The 20,878-nt window shown below is 63.1% G+C and carries 18 protein-coding genes; 7 read left to right on the top strand and 11 right to left on the bottom strand.

The window, feature by feature from the left end:
• Positions 1 to 2 precede the first annotated feature (2 nt).
• The 5 genes from LUA85_RS16880 (at position 3) to LUA85_RS16900 (ending at position 5,538) form a co-directional block, all read left to right on the top strand.
• The gene (locus LUA85_RS16880) at positions 3 to 1,169 is read left to right on the top strand and encodes an NAD(P)/FAD-dependent oxidoreductase (RefSeq protein WP_231471517.1); all 1,167 of its coding nucleotides are present in this window, start codon (positions 3 to 5) and stop codon (positions 1,167 to 1,169) included.
• Positions 1,166 to 1,981, top strand: a complete 816-nt coding sequence (locus LUA85_RS16885; RefSeq protein WP_231471518.1) for an SDR family NAD(P)-dependent oxidoreductase — start codon at positions 1,166 to 1,168, stop codon at positions 1,979 to 1,981. Before LUA85_RS16880 ends, LUA85_RS16885 begins: the two co-directional genes overlap by 4 nt.
• Positions 1,978 to 2,604 carry a TetR/AcrR family transcriptional regulator gene (locus LUA85_RS16890; RefSeq protein WP_231471519.1) on the top strand — a complete coding sequence of 209 codons (627 nt, stop codon included), beginning with the start codon at positions 1,978 to 1,980 and terminating at the stop codon, positions 2,602 to 2,604. The genes LUA85_RS16885 and LUA85_RS16890 overlap by 4 nt, the downstream gene beginning before the upstream one ends.
• A 38-nt stretch (positions 2,605 to 2,642) precedes the next feature.
• Positions 2,643 to 3,872, top strand: coding sequence for an acyl-CoA dehydrogenase family protein (locus LUA85_RS16895; protein ID WP_231471520.1), 1,230 nt, complete (start codon positions 2,643 to 2,645; stop codon positions 3,870 to 3,872).
• 379 nt (positions 3,873 to 4,251) lie between these two features.
• Entirely contained in the window at positions 4,252 to 5,538 is a 1,287-nt protein-coding gene (locus LUA85_RS16900) for a cytochrome P450 (RefSeq protein WP_231471521.1), read from the top strand.
• Between the two features lie 292 nt (positions 5,539 to 5,830).
• On the opposite strand, the gene LUA85_RS16905 is transcribed toward LUA85_RS16900, so the two are convergent.
• Positions 5,831 to 6,283: a tRNA (cytidine(34)-2'-O)-methyltransferase gene (locus LUA85_RS16905; protein ID WP_231471522.1), complete on the bottom strand. Its 453-nt coding sequence runs from the start codon at positions 6,281 to 6,283 to the stop codon at positions 5,831 to 5,833.
• Positions 6,284 to 6,323: 40 nt separating this feature from the next.
• Positions 6,324 to 6,785 carry a nucleoside deaminase gene (locus LUA85_RS16910; RefSeq protein ID WP_231471523.1) on the bottom strand — a complete coding sequence of 154 codons (462 nt, stop codon included), beginning with the start codon at positions 6,783 to 6,785 and terminating at the stop codon, positions 6,324 to 6,326.
• A gap of 122 nt (positions 6,786 to 6,907) precedes the next feature.
• On the opposite strand from LUA85_RS16910, the gene rpmB reads away from it, so the two are divergent.
• On the top strand, positions 6,908 to 7,192 hold the full coding sequence (gene rpmB / locus LUA85_RS16915) for a 50S ribosomal protein L28 (protein ID WP_231471524.1): 285 nt from the start codon (positions 6,908 to 6,910) through the stop codon (positions 7,190 to 7,192).
• Positions 7,193 to 7,268: 76 nt separating this feature from the next.
• Here rpmB and LUA85_RS16920 read toward each other — a convergent pair whose 3' ends face one another.
• From LUA85_RS16920 to LUA85_RS16935, 4 genes are all read right to left on the bottom strand, one after another.
• A complete protein-coding gene (locus LUA85_RS16920; RefSeq protein ID WP_231471525.1) occupies positions 7,269 to 8,291 on the bottom strand; it encodes an esterase-like activity of phytase family protein in 1,023 nt (340 codons plus the stop codon).
• Positions 8,292 to 8,339: 48 nt separating this feature from the next.
• A complete protein-coding gene (msrB, locus tag LUA85_RS16925; protein ID WP_231471919.1) occupies positions 8,340 to 8,843 on the bottom strand; it encodes a peptide-methionine (R)-S-oxide reductase MsrB in 504 nt (167 codons plus the stop codon).
• 151 nt (positions 8,844 to 8,994) lie between these two features.
• Entirely contained in the window at positions 8,995 to 10,245 is a 1,251-nt protein-coding gene (locus LUA85_RS16930; RefSeq protein ID WP_231471526.1) for an ABC transporter permease, read from the bottom strand.
• Positions 10,242 to 11,231, bottom strand: a complete 990-nt coding sequence (locus tag LUA85_RS16935; protein ID WP_231471527.1) for an ABC transporter ATP-binding protein — start codon at positions 11,229 to 11,231, stop codon at positions 10,242 to 10,244. The genes LUA85_RS16930 and LUA85_RS16935 overlap by 4 nt, the downstream gene beginning before the upstream one ends.
• A 73-nt stretch (positions 11,232 to 11,304) precedes the next feature.
• Between LUA85_RS16935 and queG the strand changes: the two genes are divergently transcribed.
• Positions 11,305 to 12,351, top strand: coding sequence for a tRNA epoxyqueuosine(34) reductase QueG (queG, locus tag LUA85_RS16940; protein WP_231471528.1), 1,047 nt, complete (start codon positions 11,305 to 11,307; stop codon positions 12,349 to 12,351).
• 106 nt (positions 12,352 to 12,457) lie between these two features.
• On the opposite strand, the gene LUA85_RS16945 is transcribed toward queG, so the two are convergent.
• From LUA85_RS16945 to LUA85_RS16965, 5 genes are all read right to left on the bottom strand, one after another.
• Entirely contained in the window at positions 12,458 to 13,705 is a 1,248-nt protein-coding gene (locus tag LUA85_RS16945) for an NAD(P)/FAD-dependent oxidoreductase (RefSeq protein ID WP_371823700.1), read from the bottom strand.
• 132 nt (positions 13,706 to 13,837) lie between these two features.
• Positions 13,838 to 14,455 (bottom strand): molybdenum ABC transporter ATP-binding protein, encoded by a 618-nt coding sequence (locus tag LUA85_RS16950; protein ID WP_231471529.1) that lies wholly within the window; start codon positions 14,453 to 14,455, stop codon positions 13,838 to 13,840.
• Positions 14,445 to 15,137 (bottom strand): molybdate ABC transporter permease subunit, encoded by a 693-nt coding sequence (gene modB, locus LUA85_RS16955; protein WP_231471530.1) that lies wholly within the window; start codon positions 15,135 to 15,137, stop codon positions 14,445 to 14,447. Before modB ends, LUA85_RS16950 begins: the two co-directional genes overlap by 11 nt.
• The gene (gene modA / locus LUA85_RS16960; protein WP_231471531.1) at positions 15,138 to 15,908 is read right to left on the bottom strand and encodes a molybdate ABC transporter substrate-binding protein; all 771 of its coding nucleotides are present in this window, start codon (positions 15,906 to 15,908) and stop codon (positions 15,138 to 15,140) included. It abuts the gene before it with no gap.
• Positions 15,909 to 16,004: 96 nt separating this feature from the next.
• Entirely contained in the window at positions 16,005 to 20,720 is a 4,716-nt protein-coding gene (locus LUA85_RS16965) for an NAD-glutamate dehydrogenase domain-containing protein (protein WP_231471532.1), read from the bottom strand.
• Positions 20,721 to 20,878 lie beyond the last annotated feature (158 nt).

The following is a 20,878-nucleotide window of genomic DNA, read 5'->3' on the forward strand; positions in this document are numbered from 1 at the left end:
CTATGACGGGCCAAGCTGCCCCAACCATCGTCGTCGTCGGAAGCGGTCTTGCCGGCTTCGGGGTCCTGCGCGAGTTGCGCAGGCTTTCCCCCGAAGCCCGGCTGGTATTGGTGACCGGCGAATCCGGCCACTTCTATTCCAAGCCTGCGCTGTCCACGGCCCTGGCCAAAGGCAAGAACGCGGCAACCCTGGTGACAACGCCAGCGGAAAAGATGATTGCCAACCTCAGGCTCGATGCGCGCATTGGCCGTGAAGCCGAGGCGATCGATCGTAACGCAAAGGCTCTGCTGACCACCGGTGGTCCCATCCCTTACGATGCGCTGATACTGGCAACAGGTGCCGAGCCTGTTGTCCCGCCGATCGGTGGCGAGGCCGCGCACCGCGCCATAGCCGTCAACCAGCTCGATCATTACGACAGGTTTCGCCGTGAACTGCCCGAAGGCGGGCGCGTTCTGGTGATCGGATCAGGTCTGGTTGGCACTGAATTTGCCAATGATCTGGTTTCGAGCGGATACAATGCGACAGTCGTCGACCTGATGCCGCAGCCGCTGGCGCAACTCGTGCCTGCGCAAGTGGGCGAACGGGTCCGCGATGCTCTGGCTGACAAGGGCGTTGACTGGCACCTTGGCCGCAGGGTCGAGACGATCGACTATCGGCAAGGAACGCCGGGCTATGTCGCCCGTCTCGACGATGGCACCGTGATTGAATCAGACCTTGTCCTGTCGGCGGTGGGGTTACGTCCAAAGGTGGATCTGGCGCGCGAGGCCGGTCTTGATGTCGGACGTGGCATCCGCGTCGATGAATTTGGCCGGACAAGCGATCCTTCCATTTTCGCCATCGGAGACTGTGCGGAATACCCCCACGGGCTATCGGCCTATGTCACGCCGATCATGGCCGCAGCGCGGGCCATTGCGCCCGGTGCGCTGGGAACACCGACAGCGATGCGTTTTCCGCCGCTTTCGGTTCAGGTCAAGACAACGCTCTATCCGATCAATCTGCTGCCGCCTGGTGCCGCAACGGTCGGAGAATGGCGCACGATCGAGGACGACGAGACTGGCGGGAAATATGTTTTCGTCGATCAGGCAAACGTGGTTCGCGGTTATGTGCTGACGTGTGACAAGTGCGAAGAACGCATGGAAATGGATAAGATCGTGGGAGAAACTGCATGAACCGCTTGCTTGAGGGCAAGGTCGTCATCGTCACCGGCGGTGCGAAGGGACTTGGCCATGGCATCTCCCGGTGCATGGCCCGCGAAGGGGCATCGGTCCTGATTACCGGGCGCGATGGTGCGGCTACCGAAGCCGTGGCCGCAGAAATCCGCGCCGAATTTGGCACGGCAGCCATTGGCATGTCCGCCGACATGCGCTCGAAGGAGCAGGTTGAAGCCATGGTCCAGCGCGCCGTCGATGAATTTGGCGGGCTGGACACGCTGGTGACCAATGCCTCGCAACTTTCGCCCAACGTGCTGCTGGAACACAAGACCGACGAAATGCTCGCAGATACCCTTGCAATGGGAGTCTGGGGCACATGGTGGGCAATGCGGGCAGCCATGCCCCACATGAAGAAGCGCGGCGGTGGCAGCGTCGTCAATTTCTATTCCATCGATGCCAATACCGGCGCGTGGCTGCATAGCGATTACAACATCAACAAGATGGGCATTCTCGGCCTGACGCGCAGCGCAGCCGTGGAATGGGGGCGGTTCAACATCCGTGTCAACGCGATCGCCCCAACCGGAATGGGTCAGGTTTTCGCGCAACTGGTCAAGGACGTTCCGGGCTTTCTCGACATGGCCACATCGACCAACCCGCTGAAGCGGGCGGGGGATCCGGAAAAGGATATCGGTCCGGTCGTGGTGTTCCTTGCTTCGGAAATGTCGCGGTTCGTCACGGGCGAAATGATCAATGTCGACGGGGGCCAACACCTGCCGGGTTACGTCAGCATTCCGCATAATCTCGAAGAAATGGAAAAGGACGGGGCATGAAATTCATACCGGACGAACCCATTGCAACGATTGGTCCCGGCAGCGAACTTGAATTGACGCCCAGCGTCATCAAGATCCTTTCCGGTGCACTGGATGCGATTGCAGCACGGGGAATCCGGCGCCTTTCGATGAGCGACATCATCGAGGCCAGCGGCGTTTCGCGCGGCACCTTGTACCGCTATTTCTCGAACAAGGACGATGTTCTGGCTGCTGTGGCCGAATACGTCTGCGTCGGGTTTGAAACTGGTCTTGCCGCCTGTGCCAACGGCATCACCGATCCGACGGAACGTTTTCGCCGCGTCATGCAATTCTACTCGCGCTATACCAACGAAAACTCACCCGATCGTGTGTTTGAAGTGGAACCGCGCTTCCATCTGGAGTTCTTTCGCAGTCGCTTTGCGCGCTACAATGCCGCAGTCAGCGCCGCGCTCCAGCCGACGTTCGCGCATTTCGAAAGCCTGATCGGGACCGAACTCGACCATGAGGCATTCGTCGAAACCCTGGTCCGGCTCCAGTTGAGCACCTTGCTTGTCCCGGCCACCGAAGCCTGGACGATGCGGTGGGACGAAGCGCCGGAAGTTATAGAGAATTGGGTGCGTCGCGTCGCGCGACAGCACGCCTGATTTAGATAGATGTGATTTAGATAGAGAGGAAAATGGAGATGGCTACCGCATCGTTGCCCAGAACGAACGAGGGTCTGTCGACCTGGGCCAGCAAGGAAACCGCCGATGCGCTGGTAGCGCGGGCGAAAGAGTTGCGCCCCTTTCTGATGGAGCAGGCGCCCGAAGGCGAACGGCGACGCAATCCTACAGAGGCGGTGGACCGGATGCTCAAGGAAGAAGGCTTCCTGCGCATGCTCCTGCCCCAGCGGCTGGGCGGGTTCGGTCTTTCACCCACCGATTTCTGCCGTGTGCAAATGGAGATCGCCAAGGGTGATCCGGCAATCAGCTGGGTTGTGCAGATCGTGAACGGCACCAGCTGGATCACCAGCCTTGCGCCCGATGGTGTGCAGGATGCGGTATTTGCCAACGGCCCGGCTGCGGTGTGCGGTGCCTACAATCCTCCGGGCAAGGCCCGCAAGGTGGACGGTGGCTGGATCATCAACGGTGCCTGGCCATATACGTCCGGGTCGCGCCAATCGACCTGGGCACAGCAGGGCGTGGTGCTTGAGGGCTACGAAGGGCCGGTCGTACCCGGAATTTCGATGTGCTACATCCCGTTCAGCGACCTTACCATCAAGGATTCCTGGTATGTCACGGGCATGCAGGGCACAGGATCCGATACCAGCATTGCCACGGATGTCTTCATCCCCGATGCGCAAATGGTGCTGATGGACGAGCGGGCCGGCCAGATCGACCGGACGAAGCGCCATTTCGGCGCGCCATCCGATCTGCTTCCCGCCGTGCCTGTAGTCCGCACCACGGGGATCGCCCAGCTTATTGGCGCGGTCGAGGCGATGTTCGAAATCGTTCGTGCGGAAGCACCCAAAAAGCCGGTGCTGACCACGATCATCGGCCCGCGCACCAGTTCGGGGGCTTACATGCGGGATCTGGGCGAAGCTGCTGCCCTGATCGAAACTGCCAAGCTGATTCTGTTCGACCTGACGGCAGAACTCGACGCGGTTGGCCTCGGTGCCGAGCTTACGCTTGAGACCAAGGCTCGCGGTCGGGGGCAGTGCGGCAAACTGATCGAGCTGACCCATCAGGCGAGCGAATCGCTGATGTTCCTTGCAGGAAGTTCGGCCTTTTCGCTCGACAAGCCGATTTCGCGCTATTGGAAGGATGTTTCGATGGGCCTTCGCCACATCCAGAACATCCCCGCAATCGGCTATGAAATCTTTGGCCGCAACCTTACCGGGGCTACCCCGATCTCGCCTCCGGGCGCCTACTGATCCACTGACGGGAATCCTGCGCGCGGCAACAGCAACATGTTGCCCGTGACAGGATTCCGCCCGGTCCGGCAACGCACCATCACCGTGCTGTCCCACGCCTTTCAGATGGCGTGTAGCGTAGTGGCCGTGACTGTTCCGGTCGCGCAACCGGACGGATGGCAACAGGCCGCAGCTGTTTCCTGCACATCGCACTTCGGCTTACGCAAACCTGCGCGATATTTCCGCTGACCCGGTCTCCGGGCAGAGCGTCCGAACTTTGCCATCCCGGCGCGCAAGCGCTTTACGGCATTCAAAAGACTTGCCTTCAGGCAGATGGCCGTGCGGACTAGAACGATCAGGCGTCAGTTTCGCCTGCGGGCGTAGGGAACGAGTGGAAACGATGAACAAGAACGAAGCCATGCTCGACCAGATGGTCGCCGACTATTCTCTGGTGACCAACGGCTATTCCGGCAAGGCACCGAGCAACCCCTATCCGATGTTTGCCGAAATGCGGGGGAAATGCCCTGTGATGCACGGCGATCTCCTGATCCAGAACAATATCCCGTCAATGGCCGACTACATGATGTCCGGCCGTCCTGTCGTGACCTTGCTGCGGTACAAGGACATCCATCAGGTCCTGATGAACCCGGCTGACTGGCAGAGCTATATCGTGGGTGACGGCTTCGGTGCGGCGGTGGACAACATGCTGCTGACCGCGATGGACGGGGAGGAACACGACAAGTTCCGCGCCACCTTGCAGAAGCCCTTCATGCGCAGCGAGATCCGCAAGCTGATCGACACGCTGATCCGCCCGGTCGTGGTCGAGGAATTCATCGCCAAATTGCGTCCTGCGGGCAAGGCCGACCTGTTGCGCGAATTCGCCCTGCCGTTCCCGATCCGGGCGATGTACGCCTATTTCGGCTTTCCCCATGACGAGGACCTGCTGGGCAACCTTGCCAGTTGGGCGATTCAGGTCGTCGCCGCGCCGCAAACCGACCCCGAAGTTGCCAAGATCACCATTCCCCAATCGATGGTTGCGGGCCAATCGATGTATGACACGCTGCTGCCGATCGTTCAGGCGTACCGTGCGCGTGGCGAAATGCGCGCAGACATCCTCGGCTACATGATGCAGGTGGAACACGAAGGAAAGCGCTTCACCGACGCCGAAATCGCCGCCTTTATCCGCATGCTGCTGCTTGCTGCCGGTGAGACGACCACGCGCAGCTTTGCCAACATGATGGTCCAGCTTCTCGAAAATCCCGATGTGCTGGACGAAGTACGGCAGGACCGTAAGCTCATCCCCAAGGCGGTCATGGAAACGATGCGCCGCGATCCTACGGCTGGCGCCGTGGCGCGCGTTGCTGCGCGTGACATGGAAGTGGGCGGACAGGTCATTCCCAAGGGCACCGCGGTCCTGCTCTCGATCGCATCGGCCAACCGCGATCCTGAAACCTACGAAGATCCTGACCGGTTGTGGCTGAAGCGGCCGATGCGCCCGCTGCTCAGTTTCGGCTTCGGCCCGCACATGTGCATGGGCATGCATATGGCACTGGCCGAAATTGAAGTCGCGCTCGATGCGATGCTCGATTTGCCGAACCTGCGTTTCGACCCGGCCTATCCCCACCCGCAGATTCGCGGCCTGAACATGCGTGGACCTGATGCGATCCACGTGCTGTGGGACGCATAGCCTGATTCCGGTCCGGCGCTGCAAAGAGGCGCCGGACTGGTCTTGACAGGTGCCCATTGCCTGCGATGGCGCCAATTTTGCCAACACCACACCCATGGGAAAACCACGCGGCTTCCCTGATCGGCAAAAAAAGGGGGCCAACTTGCGTCGGCCCCTTTGAAAGTTTGGGAGAGGATGCCTGAAAGGCCTGTCCTGTTTGCTCAATGACTGCCGCTATCACAAGTGCGTTTACAGCAAAGTAAGTTGCATTTTACGCAAACGCGGCTGCCGAAATGCCGCCGATATGCAAGACTCATGATCCTGCTTGTTGCGTTTGACGCAATGCCTCGCCCAGAGCCAGGGCTGCCGCCGTGGCAAGGTTCATCGAGCGTACCTGCGGCCGCATCGGTATGCGGATGCAGGCGTGACAGGCATCGGCCACAGCACCGGGTACGCCTGCGCTTTCCTTGCCGAACAGCAGGACATCGTCTGGGCGAAAGCTGAAGTCATAAAGTGTTTGCTGGCTTTTCGTGGTGAAGAGGATCAGCCGGTGAGGGCTGACCTTTGCTGTGAACGCAGCGAAATCGGGATGGCGCGCGATAGTTACATGATCGATGTAATCCATGGCCGTTCGACGGACCCGGCGATCGTCCCACTGGAATCCCATCGGCTCGATCAGATCCACTGCCGCCCCCAGGCAAGCGCCCAGACGCAACACCGCCCCCACGTTTCCGGCAATCTCAGGTTCGTACAAGGCAACGCGCATCGCGGCTGATTGGCGCTGATATGGCCGCATTGCAAGCCGCCTATGATCCTCTTCGTTCACGGAAGAAGGTGCGCAGCAGGTCGGCCGATTCAGCCTCGCCCATGCCTGGATAGACTTCGGGGCGGTGCAGGCAGGCGGGCTGGTCGAACAGGCGCGCCCCATGCTCCACCGCGCCGCCCTTGGGATCGGGCGCCGCGTAGTACACCCTGACAATGCGCGCGTGAACGATCGCACCTGCGCACATCGCGCAAGGCTCCAAAGTGACCCACAAGTCGCAATCGTCGAGCCGTTCCTGCCCCAGCGCCGTGGCAGCAGCGCGAATCGCCAGCACTTCGGCATGGGCGGTGGGATCGCATTGCGCCCGCGGGCGGTTGTGCGCGCGGGCGACGATCCGGCCGTCCTTGACCACGACCGCGCCAATCGGCACTTCGCCTTCATCGCGCGCGCGCGCCGCTTCATCCAGCGCGGCGCGCATCGGTTCGGGAAGGGGCCAGCGGGTCATGGGCTGGCGCTAATGCGCGCCACGGCATTTCGCAACGTGCGAATCCTTGACTTCGCCCGTTGAATCGATAAGAGCCGCGCCTTCCCGATAAGTGTTATCGAACAGCCAAGCGAGTTTTAGCCATGTCGCGTATCTGCGAACTGACCGGTAAGGGCCGCCAAGTCGGTCACAACGTAAGTCACGCCAACAACAAGACCAAGCGCCTGTTCCTGCCCAACCTGCAGAACGTCACGCTGATGAGCGAGAAGCTGGATCGCAGCTTCAAGTTCCGCGTTTCGACGCACGGCCTGCGCTCGGTCGAGCACAACGGCGGTCTCGACAACTGGCTGCTCAAGCAGTCGGACACCAAGCTCAGCTCGCGCGCCCTCAAGGTGAAGCGCGACCTGGTCAAGGCGACCGCAGCCTAAGACCTGCCTCCCGCAAGGGACGAATTTCAAAAGCCCCCTTTCCCATCGCGGAAAGGGGGCTTTTGGTCTGTGCGGTTCATTCCTTCGGCGGCAGTCTGGCCGGATCAAGCCACAGTTGCATCACCCGCGTTTCCTGGAATGCCGTATCGTTGGCATCCGAAATGAGCCAGACTCCCACGCGCCCGTCCGCCTCCGTTCGAATCGCCATGCCCTCGTAATTTTCGCGCAAGGCCGGGCCTTCGATGCGGGCAAGTTCCTGCGTTGCCAGTGGGCGCTTTGGATCGATCGTCGCCATGTCTGCCAGCACGATACGGCTGGTGAAGCGGGGCGGAAACAGGTTGAAGCCGCGCGTCAGGATCAGCAGGCGCCCATCGGGCAGCGGCGCCATATCGACCGGATCAAACCCCGCAGGTGTCAATATCCCGAATTTCTGCGAGGGCGACAGGCCGGGACGGCCTGCAAACAGCAGCCCCAGATGCAGCCCCCCGCGTCCGCCGCCACACGATTCGCACAGCATGATCCAACGCCCGTCGGCCAGCCGCGCCATCGCTTCGGCGCCTCCGTTTTCGGGCCAGTCAACCAAAGGCGGCACTGCATGGAAGCCCGCCAGTCCTGTTTCAGGATCAATCCGCGCGACGTGCCACTCGCTTTCCAGCCCGGTCCAGAGCGAGCCATCCACCGGATCGCGCACGACAGATTCGACGTCGAAGGATTCATTCGGCCCTTTGCGCAACCTTCGCACCAGCGTCCGCCCGGTAGGCATTACGTGCGCTCCAGCACCAAGCTGCGGGCCGAAGCCCAGCCAGCCATTGCGATCACTGACGGCAAGGAAATGGCCCGATGGCAGCGCTACCAGCGCGGAATATCCGCCAAAGCGCTGATTGTCGGACTGCAACCGCCAAAGTCCCTGCAAGGTGAACGCACCCAGTGCTGCCCGTTCCGCAGGCGGGACCTGGGGTGTCAGCCAGTCAACGCGGACGCGGCTGCTGTCCCCATCGGGCGGAAGCGGCTTCCATGCCCAGGTGAGCCACAGCAACGGGAGCAGCAGGAAAACAATGGCGAGAAACTTGCGCACGATTTCCCGATGGCAGATCGCCATTTAGCGTCAATGACTTTGCTTCGGGAAAATCTGGCCGCCCGAATTGAATCAGGCAGGCCGGAATTTCAGGGCATCGCCGTTGATGCAATACCGCAACCCGGTGGGTTGAGGCCCATCGTTGAAAACGTGGCCCAGATGGCCGCCGCACTGCGCGCAATGCACTTCGGTGCGGGACATGCCCAACGAACGGTCCGTGGTTGTCCCCACCGCGCGCGGCAGCGGCTTCCAGAAGCTGGGCCAGCCGGTGCCACTCTCAAACTTGGTGGACGAGGCGAACAGCGCGCTGCCATCTGCCGCACAGACGAAGGTGCCCTTGCGCTTTTCCTTGAGCAGTGCGGACGTGCCGGGGCGTTCCGTGCCTTCCTCGCGCAGGATATAGAATTGTTCGGGCGTCAGCACCCGCTTCCATTCCGCTTCGGTCTTCTGGATCGGGAAGGTGCCCTTGGCCGCGGGCTTTGCGCTGCAGGCACTGGCCAGCGGCATCGCGACGCCCGCTCCCAGCAAGGCCAGAAAGCGACGGCGGGGCACATATCGAGAAACCGGTTCATGCATCATTGCGGCAACCTTGGTGTGTCCTGCCGATGGGCCGGAAGGGTGAGAAACCCGGGGGGCGGTGGCCCACCGGCAAGACATGGCAAAGACTAACCACAGCCCGCCATTCCCGTCGTGATGAATATCATAGGTGAGAAGAAATTGCCGTCTTTCAAGCCTTCCGGCGATTTTGCGCGGATCGGCCGAACAGACGGGAAAAAACGCGCCCGCGCGATGTCCTGCCCCGCGAAGGGCCGGATTTCATCACTGTCCGGCGAAACATCTGCGCGCCTGCGCGCACGATCAGCACAACCCATAGTACCTGCCAACCCAGTGCCACCAGATGCGGCCAGACTTCTTCATGCTGCGCCGCACGCGCCAGCATGGCATAAGGTGAACTGACGGGGAAAATCCACGATGCCCATTCGACCCAGGTGCCCGCCGCCGTCAGTGCATAACTGGAAAAGAAGAACACCATCAGCTGGAACATCGAAACCGGCATCGACAGCGTCTGCACCTCGCGTACGGTGCTGGCCATGCCGCCGATGGACAGGAACAACGATCCCATCAGGAGATAGGCCATGGCAAAATAGAGGAAGCCCAGCACGAGGAACAGCGGCCAGCCCACCGCAGGCGTGGCCATTGTGGGCAACCCCTGCCCCCCTGCCAGCACAAGGCCCCCGCCAACCGCACCCCACACCACGATGCCGACCATGCTGACGCCAAGCATCGCAAACAGCTTGCCCATGAACATCGCATCCATCGGAATGGCCGCCGCCAGCACCTCAATGATCTTGTTGCCCTTTTCCTCGACCAGATTGGACAGGACCATGCCTGCAAGCAGCATCGTCAGCAGGAACAGCAGCACTTGCCCGCCCTGCGCGGTATAGGCCTGGCCGGTCCGTACCTTGGCGACGCTGCCGGTCACCTCCTCCACCGCCACATCGGGATAGACCATGGCCGTGCCAGAGCGCGCATGGGCGGCAAGGTTCGAGACAAGCCCCACCCATTGCCGCACGCGTTCCTTCGGACCCGCCAGGGTCGGCGCATCGAGCGTCCCCCCCACCACGGCGGTCACCTGCCGGCCGCTGTCCGCCAATGCGGCGCGGGCGTCAAACTGTTCGCCTGGTTCCAACCGCCGGATCACGACGACCTGCGGGATCGTTCCGGCAAGACGGCCGGAAAGCTCCTCGCGGGCCGCCAGCATCCGGTCGGCGTCGGCACCGCTCATCGCCAGACCGATGGTCGGGCGATCGACGTTCTGCTGGACCTTGGCGCCGATGTTCCCGGCAAGCCCGCCGACGAGCACCGGAAACGCCGGGCCGATCAGGAAGAAAATGAAGGTCTTGGACCAGATCACCGCCACGAAATCGCGCCGGGCGATTACCAGCGCCGCGCGCAGCTTTTCGGAAAGGCCGGTCATCGGGCTTCGCCCCCCTCTTCTTCAAGCGCCCTTGCCGCCGCCTCGCCCGCGATGGCAACGAAGGCATCGTGCAGTCCTGCCCGCTCGATAGACAGGCTGAGAATGCCCGCATCGCCTTCGATCAGCGCGCGCAGCAACGGTTCGACGCCCGTTTCAGGCAGCGTGAAATACCACAATGCGCCTTCGTGCCGCGCATCGGCGGGCAGTGCCGCGCGCCAAGGGCCGTCCTGCGCACGCGTTTCCAGCCGCACCTGCGGGCGCAAGCGGTCTCGCGCCACGTCGACCGGGCCTGCGAAGGGCACCTTGCCGCCTGCGATGATCGCGACAGAATCACACAGCCGTTCGGCATGGGCGATGACGTGGGTCGAGAAAATCACGGTCGTGCCCCGCTCTGCCAGCGCACGGATCATGCGTTCGAGCTTGCCCTGGTTAAGCGCGTCGAGACCTGAAAAGGGTTCATCGAACACGACAAGATCGGGCTGGTGGACCAGCGTGCCGAGCAACTGGACCTGCTGCGCCATGCCTTTCGACATCTGACGGATCTGGCGGTCTGCGGCATAGCCCAAGCCATGCTCTTCCAGCATTTCGCGGCCCCGGCGGCGCCCTTCCTTGAGCGGCACCCCGCGCAGGGCGGCCAGAAAGGCAATCGCCTCATAGGCTTTCATCGCTGGATAGAGTCCACGCTCTTCGGGAAGATAGCCGATGCGGCGCGCAACGTCCGTGGGGTGTTCGCAGCCAAGTACGCGGCGATAGCCTTCATCGGGATCGATGATGCCCAGAAGCATCCGCAAAGTGGTGGTCTTGCCCGCACCGTTCGGCCCAAGGATACCGTAGATCGAGCCTTTGGGCACCGAAATATCCACGCCATCGACGGCGGTGAAGCCATCGAAGCGCTTGACCAGACCGCGCGCCTCGATCGCGAGTTCTACGCCGTGGGCCTCAACGCCGTTGCCGGACACGGGCCATTCCCCTAGCTCGATTTTCATGGATCATGGCCCTAGCGATAGCGGATGAACGAGCGAGGCAGCAAGGTTGGTTAACGGCGCGACAGGGTTTCTGATGGACCGGCTGAAGGCGGAGGCCGCGCGCCTTGGCTTTGCCGCCTGCGGAATCGCGCCTGCCACCGATGATCCGCAGCTTGGCGCGCGGCTGGAACAATGGCTGGGCGATGGCCACCACGGCACGATGGAATGGATGGAGACGCGGCTCCACCACCGACGCGGGCCGCAATCGCTGTGGCCGCAGGCGCGCAGCGTGATCGCGCTGGGGATGAGCTATGCCCCCGCCGCCGATCCGCGCGCGCTCGAAGCCCATCCCGATCGCGGACGCATTTCAGTCTATGCGCAAGGCGGCGATTATCATGACGTGGTGAAGCGCAACCTCAAGGCGCTCGCGCGCTGGCTGGTGGCGCAGGCACCGGGCGAAGAGGTCAAGGTCTTCGTCGATACAGCGCCGGTGATGGAAAAGCCGCTGGGGCAGATGGCGGGGATTGGCTGGCAGGGCAAGCACACCAACCTTGTCAGCCGGACGCACGGTTCCTGGCTGTTCCTCGGCGCGATCTACACCACGCTGGAGTTTGCCCCGGACCAGCCGCATCCAGACCGCTGCGGATCATGTACCGCCTGCCAGGCCGCCTGCCCGACGCAGGCCTTCCCAGCGCCCTATCGCCTCGATGCGCGGCGCTGCATTTCGTATCTGACGATCGAACACAAGGGACCGGTGCCAGAGGAGTTCCGCGCCGCGATGGGCAACCGCATCTATGGTTGCGACGATTGCCTTGCCGCCTGTCCATGGAACAGCTTTGCCGCCAGCGCACAGGCCAACCGCGCGTTCCTGCCCCGCGCGGAACTGGCCGCACCGCGACTGGCGGAACTGCTCACGCTTGACGATGCGACATTCCGCAAGGTGTTCAGCGGTTCCCCGATCAAGCGGATCGGGCGCGACCGCATGGTCCGCAATTGCCTTTATGCCGCAGGCAACAGCGGGGATCTGCGGTTGTTGGCGCCCGTATCCGCATTGCTCGACGATGCCGATCCAGCGGTGGCAGATGCGGCACGGTGGGCTTTGAAAATGTTCGCGCAAAGACCGCAGAGAAACAGCGCATAGGCGCTGGCACAATTCGGACATCAGGCCAGAGTTTGCTGTAAAACTCCGCCGCGACGCGACCTGCCCTTAACTCTGCGGTCTTTGCGGCCTCTGCGCGAGCAAATTCCTACGTCGCCATTTCCTTCAGCGGCACACTGGCATCAGCGAGCAATTCGGGCGCGATCTGGGCGCGGGCTTCGACCAGTTTCTTGCCCTGGACATAATCCCTGACCATGTTCACGCAATCGAGCGCAATGACCTTGCCCGCTTTGAGATAGACCACCGAGAACGAGCGCGTTGCCGGATCGCCGCGCAGCACGGCGTTGTCATGGCCGGTCGAAAGCCCAACCGTTTGCAGCTTGAGGTCATACTGGTTCGACCAGAACCACGGCGTTGCCTTGTAAGGCACAGGCGCGCCGCAGATATCCTTGGCTGCAACCGTCGCCATATCGTTGGCATTCTGCACCGATTCGAGCCGGATCACCGCGCCGTCGGCAAAATCGTTGGCATGCGCCGCGCAATCGCCGATCGCATAGATATCGGGCAGGGATGTGCGGCAGAATTCATCCACGTCCACGCCGTTGCCCCCCGATGCACCCGCCGTGATCAGCGGCCCGATGCAGGGGATGATGCCGATGCCGACGATCACGATGTCAGCGGGAAGCACCGATCCATCTGCCATGCGTACGCCGGTCACCTTGGTGCCATCGCCTTCGATGCAGTCCATCGCCGCACCCGTGCGCAGATCGACGCCATGGGCGCGGTGTTCGGCCTGGTAGAATTCCGAGAGCGATTCACCCGCCACGCGCGCCAGCACACGCGGCAGCGCTTCAAGCAGGGTCACATGCACATCGAACTTGGTCAGCACCGCGGCTGCTTCCAGACCGATATAGCCACCGCCGATCACCACCGCGCGCCTGGCTCCGGCGTCAAGTTCGGTCATCAGCCGGTCGGCGTCTTCCTTGGTACGCACGGCGTGAACACCGGCCAGTTCGGCGCCCATGCACGAAAGACGGCGCGGATCGCCGCCGGTCGCCCATATCAGCTTGCCATATTCCACTTGCGAGCCGTCGCTCAGCGTCACAGTGTGTGCAGACGGATCGAGCGAGACGACTTCCGTACCCAGCTTCATCTCGATGTTCTTGTCGACCCAGAACTGCGCAGGGCGGATGCAGATGCGTTCGAAGGTCTTTTCGCGGGCAAGATATTCCTTGGACAGCGGGGGACGTTCATAGGGAATTTCGGGTTCGCGCCCGATGACCAGCACACGACCTTCAAAACCGTTCTGACGCAGCGCAATGCCCGCTTGCGCCCCGCCATGGCCTGCGCCGACAATGATGACATCCGCACGTTCCATCTGCGTATTCCCAGCCATTCGAATCCTCCCAGCTTTCCGCCCGGTTTGGCCAAAAGCGCGCCTTCGTCAACTGACCGGCGTCAAAAATACCCACCGTTGCCAACTTTCTTGCGCCCGATGATTCCGCGCCTCCTCGTCAACCGTGCGCTCTCAGACTTCGACGATCAGCCCAGCCAGCCGCACGACTTCCGCGCGGTCATGGCTGACGTAGAGGATCGGCAAGCGCAATTCGTCGCGCAAACGCTCGATCACGGCCAGGACTTCCTCGCGCCGCGAACGATCCAGCGCCGCCAGAGGCTCGTCCATCAGCAGAAAACGCGGGCCGCTCAAAAGCGCGCGCCCGATGGCGACACGCTGCGCTTCTCCACCCGACAGCGTCTTGGGCCAGCGCTCAAGCAAGGCGCCGATACCCAGGAAATCCGCCGCATCTTCCAGCGACATCAACGCCTGCCCATGGGCACGGTCCGCGCCATAACGCAAGTTGTCGCGCACCCGCATGTGCGGAAACAGACGCCCGTCCTGAAACACATACCCCGCGCGCCGCTCCTGCGGCGAAAGATCAATGCCTGCCGCGCTGTCGAACAGGACTTCGCCACCCACCGCGATGCGCCCGGCATCGGGCCGCAACAACCCGGCGGCCATGTTCAGCAGCGATGTCTTGCCCGCACCCGAAGGGCCGAACAGCGCGGTCAGGCCTGCCCCGGCGTCGAAATCCGCCGATACGGATGCATCGCCCAGTTGCCGCTGCACACGTATTTCAAAGGACATGGCCGCCCCTTCCCGTACGCCGGGCGAGCGCTTCGGACACGATCAGCGCGGCCAGCGAAAGCAGGACCGAAACCACCGCAAGCCTGACGACCTGCGGCTCTGCTCCGGGAACCTGAAGCGCGCTGTAGATCGCCAGCGGCAGGGTCTGGGTCTCACCCGGAATGTTCGAAACGAACGTGATCGTCGCACCGAATTCGCCCAGCGACCGCGCAAACCCCAGGACTGTCGCCGCAATCACGCCGGGCAAAGCCAGCGGCAGGGTGATCGTGCGGAACGTGCGCCAGCGCGATGCGCCCAGTGTCATCGCTGCCTGTTCCAGCCGGGGATCGACCGCTTCGATCGACAGGCGCATCGCCCGTACCATCAGCGGCAGCGCCATTACCCCAGCCGCCAGCGCCGCGCCGGTCCAGCGGAACATGAACGTCATGCCGAACCACGCTTCAAGCCAGCGCCCGGCCGGCCCTTGCGGCCCGAAGGCGATCAGCAGCAGCCATCCCATGACCACGGGCGGCAGGACCAGCGGCAGATGCACCAGGGCATCGAGCACGACCTTGCCGGGAAAGCGCCCCCGCGCCAGCGCCCACGCCAGAGCGAATGCCAGCGGCAGACACAGGCCAACCGCGACGGCGCCGACCTTCAGCGAAAGGCGGACGACCTCCCATTCCTCCGGTCCCAGCGTCATTCAGCGCGCACCAAAGCCTCGGCGGGCAAGGATAGTCCGGCCTTCGCGCGAGATGAGGAATCGGCGAAACGCTTCGGCCTCGCGATGGCTCGACGTCTTCAACAGCGCCACCGGGTAGGTGATCGGCGGATGACTGCTGGCGGGAAACATTCCGATCACCCGCACTTTGCCCGATGCGCGCGCATCGGTGGCGTAGACCACGCCGAGCGGCACCACCCCGCGTTCCACCAGCGCCAATGCCGCGCGAACATTTTCGGCAGGCACGATCCGCCCCGCGATGTCGCGCCAGACGCCCAGCCGTTCCAGCGCGGCCTTGGCATAGCGGCCCGCCGGAACGGTCGCCGGATCAGCCAGCGCCAGGCGTCCGCTGCCCAGTGCGCGGCCCAGTGCAAAACCCGGCGTGATACGCAGCTTGAGCGCGCTCGTTCCCGGAGCCACCAGCACCAGCCTGTTTTCGGTCAATCGCGCCCGCGTTCCCGCCCGCAGCAACGCCTTGCCCTGCAAGTAGTCCATCCATTCTTCGTCCGCCGAAACGAACAGATCGGCCTTCGCGCCGGCTTCAACCTGCCGTGCAAGCGCGGAAGAGGCGGCAAACGAAAGGACGGGGCGCGGATGGTTCAAGGCCGCCCAGCGATTGGCAGCGTCGGTCAGGGCTTCCTGCATGCTCACGGCGGCCAGGACCAGCGGTCCCCGCTCCTGCGCGGATGCATGGCCGGTCACCATAAAGCTGGAAAATGCGAGAACCAGCAGCATTCGAACGAGGAGGATCATGCAGACTCCGGCAAGGCTATATACCTGCGTATATAGACAGGCCGTGCCTGAACCAACCCCTTTCCCTCCAATGGCTTTCGCGGCCCACGCCGATTTTCAGCGCCCCAGCAGCGTTCGCGCTTGACTGGCGACTTGCGCCAGCATCGCCGGACCGACCGTGGCCGCCGCCTGCGCCCGCGCCACCAGACTGCGGAACTGGCGTACCGAACCGCCATTCGCGGCCAGCCAATCGGCCACGAAAACACCGGGGGCCGCACCTTGCGAGCGCATCAGGAAATCGAGCCTCATCTGCTGGAAATCGCGCGCAAGGCCCGCCACCAGCAGGCGTTCCCACGGATCGGACGGATTCATCCGGCGCGCCGCCTGCTGCGCCCAATCCACCCCTAGTGCCGCACCAAGATCGGCAAAGGCCCCGGTAAGTGCGCCGGCATCGACATTCAGAACACCCGCCAGATGGGCGAGGCCGATTGCGCCATCCATGTCATACAGATGGACAAGCCGCGCGGCGATTTCAGGCGGGGTTCCGGCAGCCGCCAGTTCCTGCGCCATCTGCCGCGCCTGCGCCTGCGCCTCACCCCGCAGCAATTGCGCGGCGGTGTGCGACAGCAGCGCGACGCCGCCGGACAGGTCTTCGAGCAGGATAGCTGGCTGGAGTGTGCCGCGCCCGGCGCGCACCACATCGGCGATATGGCCGCGCAATCCTTGCCCCATGCGTTCGAACAGCGCCAGCCGCAGGGCTTCGGGCATGGCACCCTGATCGAGCAAATCCCATGTAGTGCGCAGATCGAGCAGACGCTCCGCGGCGACAAAGGCCGACGCCACTTGCGCCAGCGAACAGCCTTCTTCCTCGCACAGTTCGAACGGATGGACCGGACCCATGCGATTGACGATGCGGTTGGCCAGCTTGGTCGCGATGATCTCGCGACGCAGGCGGTGGTGCGTGATCTCGGTCTCGAAGGCTTCGCGCATCTGTGGCGGGAAGGCCGCCATCAGTTCTTCTTCCAGAACCGGATCGTCTACAACCGGGCTTTCCTCAAGTTCACGTTGCAGCACCAGCTTGCTGCTGGACAGCAGCACCGCCAGTTCCGGCCGGGTCATGCCCTGCCCGGACGCAGCGCGACGGGCGAGATCTTCCGGTCCCGCAAGACCCTCGGTCTTGCGATCAAGATCGCCGCCCTCTTCGAGGACGTCGATCAGCCGCGACCATGATGGCATAGCTGCGACCCCTCCACGCTCGGCGATGGAGAGCGCCAGCGCCTGCAACCGGTTGTCTTCCAGCACGATGTGCGCGACATCGTCGGTCATCGATACCAGCAGGTCGACGCGCGCATCCTCGGTCAGCCTGCCCGCGCGTTTTGCGGCGGCAAGTGCGATCTTGATATTGACCTCGTTGTCCGAACAATCGACGCCTGCCGAATTGTCGATGAAGTCGGTGTTGATCCTGCCGCCGTTCAGCGAGAACTCGATACGCGCCGCCTGCGTGGTGCCAAGGTTCGCACCCTCGCCAATCACCTTCGCGCGCACTTCATCGGCCGAAACGCGCAAAGAATCATTTGCCGGATCGCCAACATCGATATTGTTCTGCTGGCTGCCCTTCACGTATGTGCCGATGCCGCCAAACCAGAGGAGATCGACCGGCGCGCGCAAAATGGCCGAGATCAGCGATTCGGGGTCCAGTTCCGCCTCGACCACGCCAAGCATGGCCTGCACCTCAGCCGAAAGCGGGATCGCCTTCATCGAACGCGCGAACACGCCGCCGCCCGCCGAAATCAGGCTCTTGTCGTAATCGTCCCAGCTTGAGCGGGGCAATGCGAACATGCGCGCGCGCTCTGCCCAGCTTGCCGCCGGATCGGGTTCGGGATCGAGGAAGATGTGGCGATGATCGAACGCGGCAACGACCTTGAGCGCTTTTGACAGCAACATCCCGTTGCCGAAAACGTCACCCGACATATCGCCGCAACCGGCCACGCGAACGGGTTCGGTCTGCACATCCACGCCCATTTCAAGGAAGTGACGACGTACTGACAGCCACGCGCCGCGCGCAGTGATGCCCATCGCCTTGTGATCGTAGCCCTTCGATCCGCCGCTGGCGAAAGCATCGTCGAGCCAGAAGTCCTTCGATTCGGCGATGGCATTGGCAACGTCGGAGAAGGTCGCGGTGCCCTTGTCGGCCGCGACCACGAAATAGGGATCTTCGCCATCGCGCACGACGATCTGCGGCGGATGCACCACATTGCCCTCGACGATATTGTCGGTAAGCGACAGCAGTGTGCGGATAAATACCTGATAGCTCGCCTTGCCCTCGGCCAGCCAGCCTTCGCGGTCTTTCACCGGGTCGGGCAATTGCTTGGGATAGAAGCCGCCCTTGGCCCCGGTCGGCACGATCACGGCATTCTTGACCCGCTGTGCCTTCATCAGGCCGAGCACTTCCGTGCGGAAATCATCGCGACGATCCGACCAGCGCAAGCCGCCGCGTGCCACCGGCCCGGCGCGCAGGTGGATGCCCTCCACGCGCGGGGAATAAACAAAGATTTCACGCCATGGCAGCGGCTTGGGCAAACCCGGCACACCTGCGGAATCGATCTTGAAGGCCATCGCCTCGGCTGCCGCGGGGGCGAATGCGTTGGTGCGCAGAATCGCAAGAACCAGCGCACGGAACTGGCGCAGCAAGCGGTCGTCATTGATCGCCGCGACACTCGCAAGACCTGCGCGAATATGTTCTTCGGCAGCGATGAAAGCCGCTTCGCGATCCCCATCAAAGCCCGGATCGTGGCGGGCGACAAAGGCCTCGATCAATCCGCGCGTGACGTTCGGCGCATTCTTCAGCGCTTCGACCGCGGTGGGAATGCCAAAGGTCATGCCAGCCTGCCGCAAATAGCGATAGAACGCGCGCAGCCAGTTGGCCTCCACCGCGCTGAGACCAGTCGCCACGATCAGGCGATTGAAGGCATCGTCCTCGGCCGCCCCATTCAGCACTGCGGCTAGCGAGCTTTCGATGGCACCTGCGCGCCGCACCAGATCGTCCACATTGCTGTCTGCCGGATGGGCGACGAGGAAATCGTGAATATAGCCGAGCCGGCCACCGTCCAGCGGGGTGGGCATTTCTTCCAGTACGCGGAAGCCGAAGTTTTCCAGCACCGGCACGGCGTCGGACAGGATGATCGCCCCTTCGCGCTGGTACAGTTTCAGCCGCAGCGCGGCCTCACCCGCATTGCGATGGAGGCGCACGGCACGGCGGGGTGCCTTGCTGCCTGAAAGCGTACGCAACACCCTTATGTCACGCGCTGCTTCTGCCGGGCCTGCGGCATTGCGATAGGCGACAGGGAAGGCTTCGGCATAACGCGCGGCAATGGCCGCAGCGCGCGAAGGGTCCTCGACGGTGGCGAGTTCCGTCTCGACCGCGCCGGCCCAGCCGCGAACCATCGCCTGCAATTGCATGTCGAGCGCTGCTTCGTCTGCCTTGATCGCCTGATCGCGCACATCAAGGACGAAACGCAGCATCGCCAGCGTGCTGCCCTCCACTTGCAGCGCCCAGTCGAGCACTTGAGCGCCCGCGCCCGCTTCGAGCATGTGCTGGACGGCAAGGCGCACATCGGTGGAAAGCGCATCGCGCGGCAGCCAGACGAAGGCGAACAGATGCCGCTCAAGCGGTGCCTGCACCAGCGCAAGGCGCGGACGCGGGCGATCCACCAAGCTCATCATCGCCGTGGCCACCCGTTCCAGATCGGCGTCGGCGAAACTGGCGAGCAGATCGTGCGGCAGCGCGGTCATCGCATGGACCAACGCCTTTCCGGCATGGCCGGCGGGCGAGAAGCCGAACTTGTCCATCAGCATGGACAACTGGCTGCGCAGGCGGGGAATACGGTCTGGCGCCGCAGCGAGCGCCGCACTGGTCCATACGCCCGCATGGACGGAAAGCGCAGTAACCTTGCCATCATCAAGCCGCGGCACGATGAACAGGTCCAGTGGCACACGGCGATGCACATTGGCGATGCGATTGGCCTTGACGATCAACGGCACACGGCCCCGCCCGTCGATCCCGGCCTGATCGAACCAGCGGAAAGCGCGTTCGTACGATGTTGGCGCAAGCAGGTCTTCGGCACTGGCGCGGCAGATGCCAAGTGGGCGCTCCTGCGTTCCATCGCGGTGACGGACAACGCAGCCGAGTTGCGTCAGCATGCCATCGGCAAGCCAGCGCAACAGGGCCGCGCCTTCGGGATCGGCCAGGTTTGCGGCATCATCGCGCATCGCCGCCTGCATTGCGGGCCAATCGACCACCGCGGCACGGACATCGGCCAGTGTCGTTTCAAGCGCGCCGATCAATGCCCGGCGCTGGCGGGCATCGGCGCGCACTGTCTCAAGATAAACGATCGATTCGCGGCGTTCGCCTGCGGCATCACCTTCGGGAAAATCGATCAGGCCACCATCGCCATCGCGGCGTACGGCAACCACGGGATGAACCATGCGATCGATCGCAAGGCCTTGCGCGGTGATGGTCGAGGCGATCGAATCGACCAGGAAGGGCATGTCGTCATTGATTACGGCGATGCGCAGGTGGCGCGCGCCGCTATCCGAACCGCTTACGCTTTCGATGGCGATGGCGGGATCGCTGCCCTTGCGAACCGTTGCTGCACCGACCGCGAACAGTGCCGCCTCGGCCAGCCGTCCGGCATCGAATTCGCGCGCTTCATCGGGCAGGAGCGCGCCCATGAAGCGCGCCATCAGCGCGGCGGCAAGCGGATTGGCAATATCCTGTGCGCCCTCTGACGGGACACTGGCGGACGACGACTGCACTGCGGACTTCGACGCCATGGGTAAGGCTCCTGGCTCTCCTGCGAGAGAGTTTATTGCTCTCTCTTGTAATTAAATGCCACAATTTTGTAGCAATTGTACGGATGCTAGACCAGCCGGTGCGACGGGGCAAGTCCGGTTGAGCGCAGCGGGCGGGTTAACCCGCCGTCGGAAACCGT

This window comes from Novosphingobium sp. CECT 9465, from assembly GCF_920987055.1.
In the GTDB taxonomy this organism is placed as follows: domain Bacteria; phylum Pseudomonadota; class Alphaproteobacteria; order Sphingomonadales; family Sphingomonadaceae; genus Novosphingobium.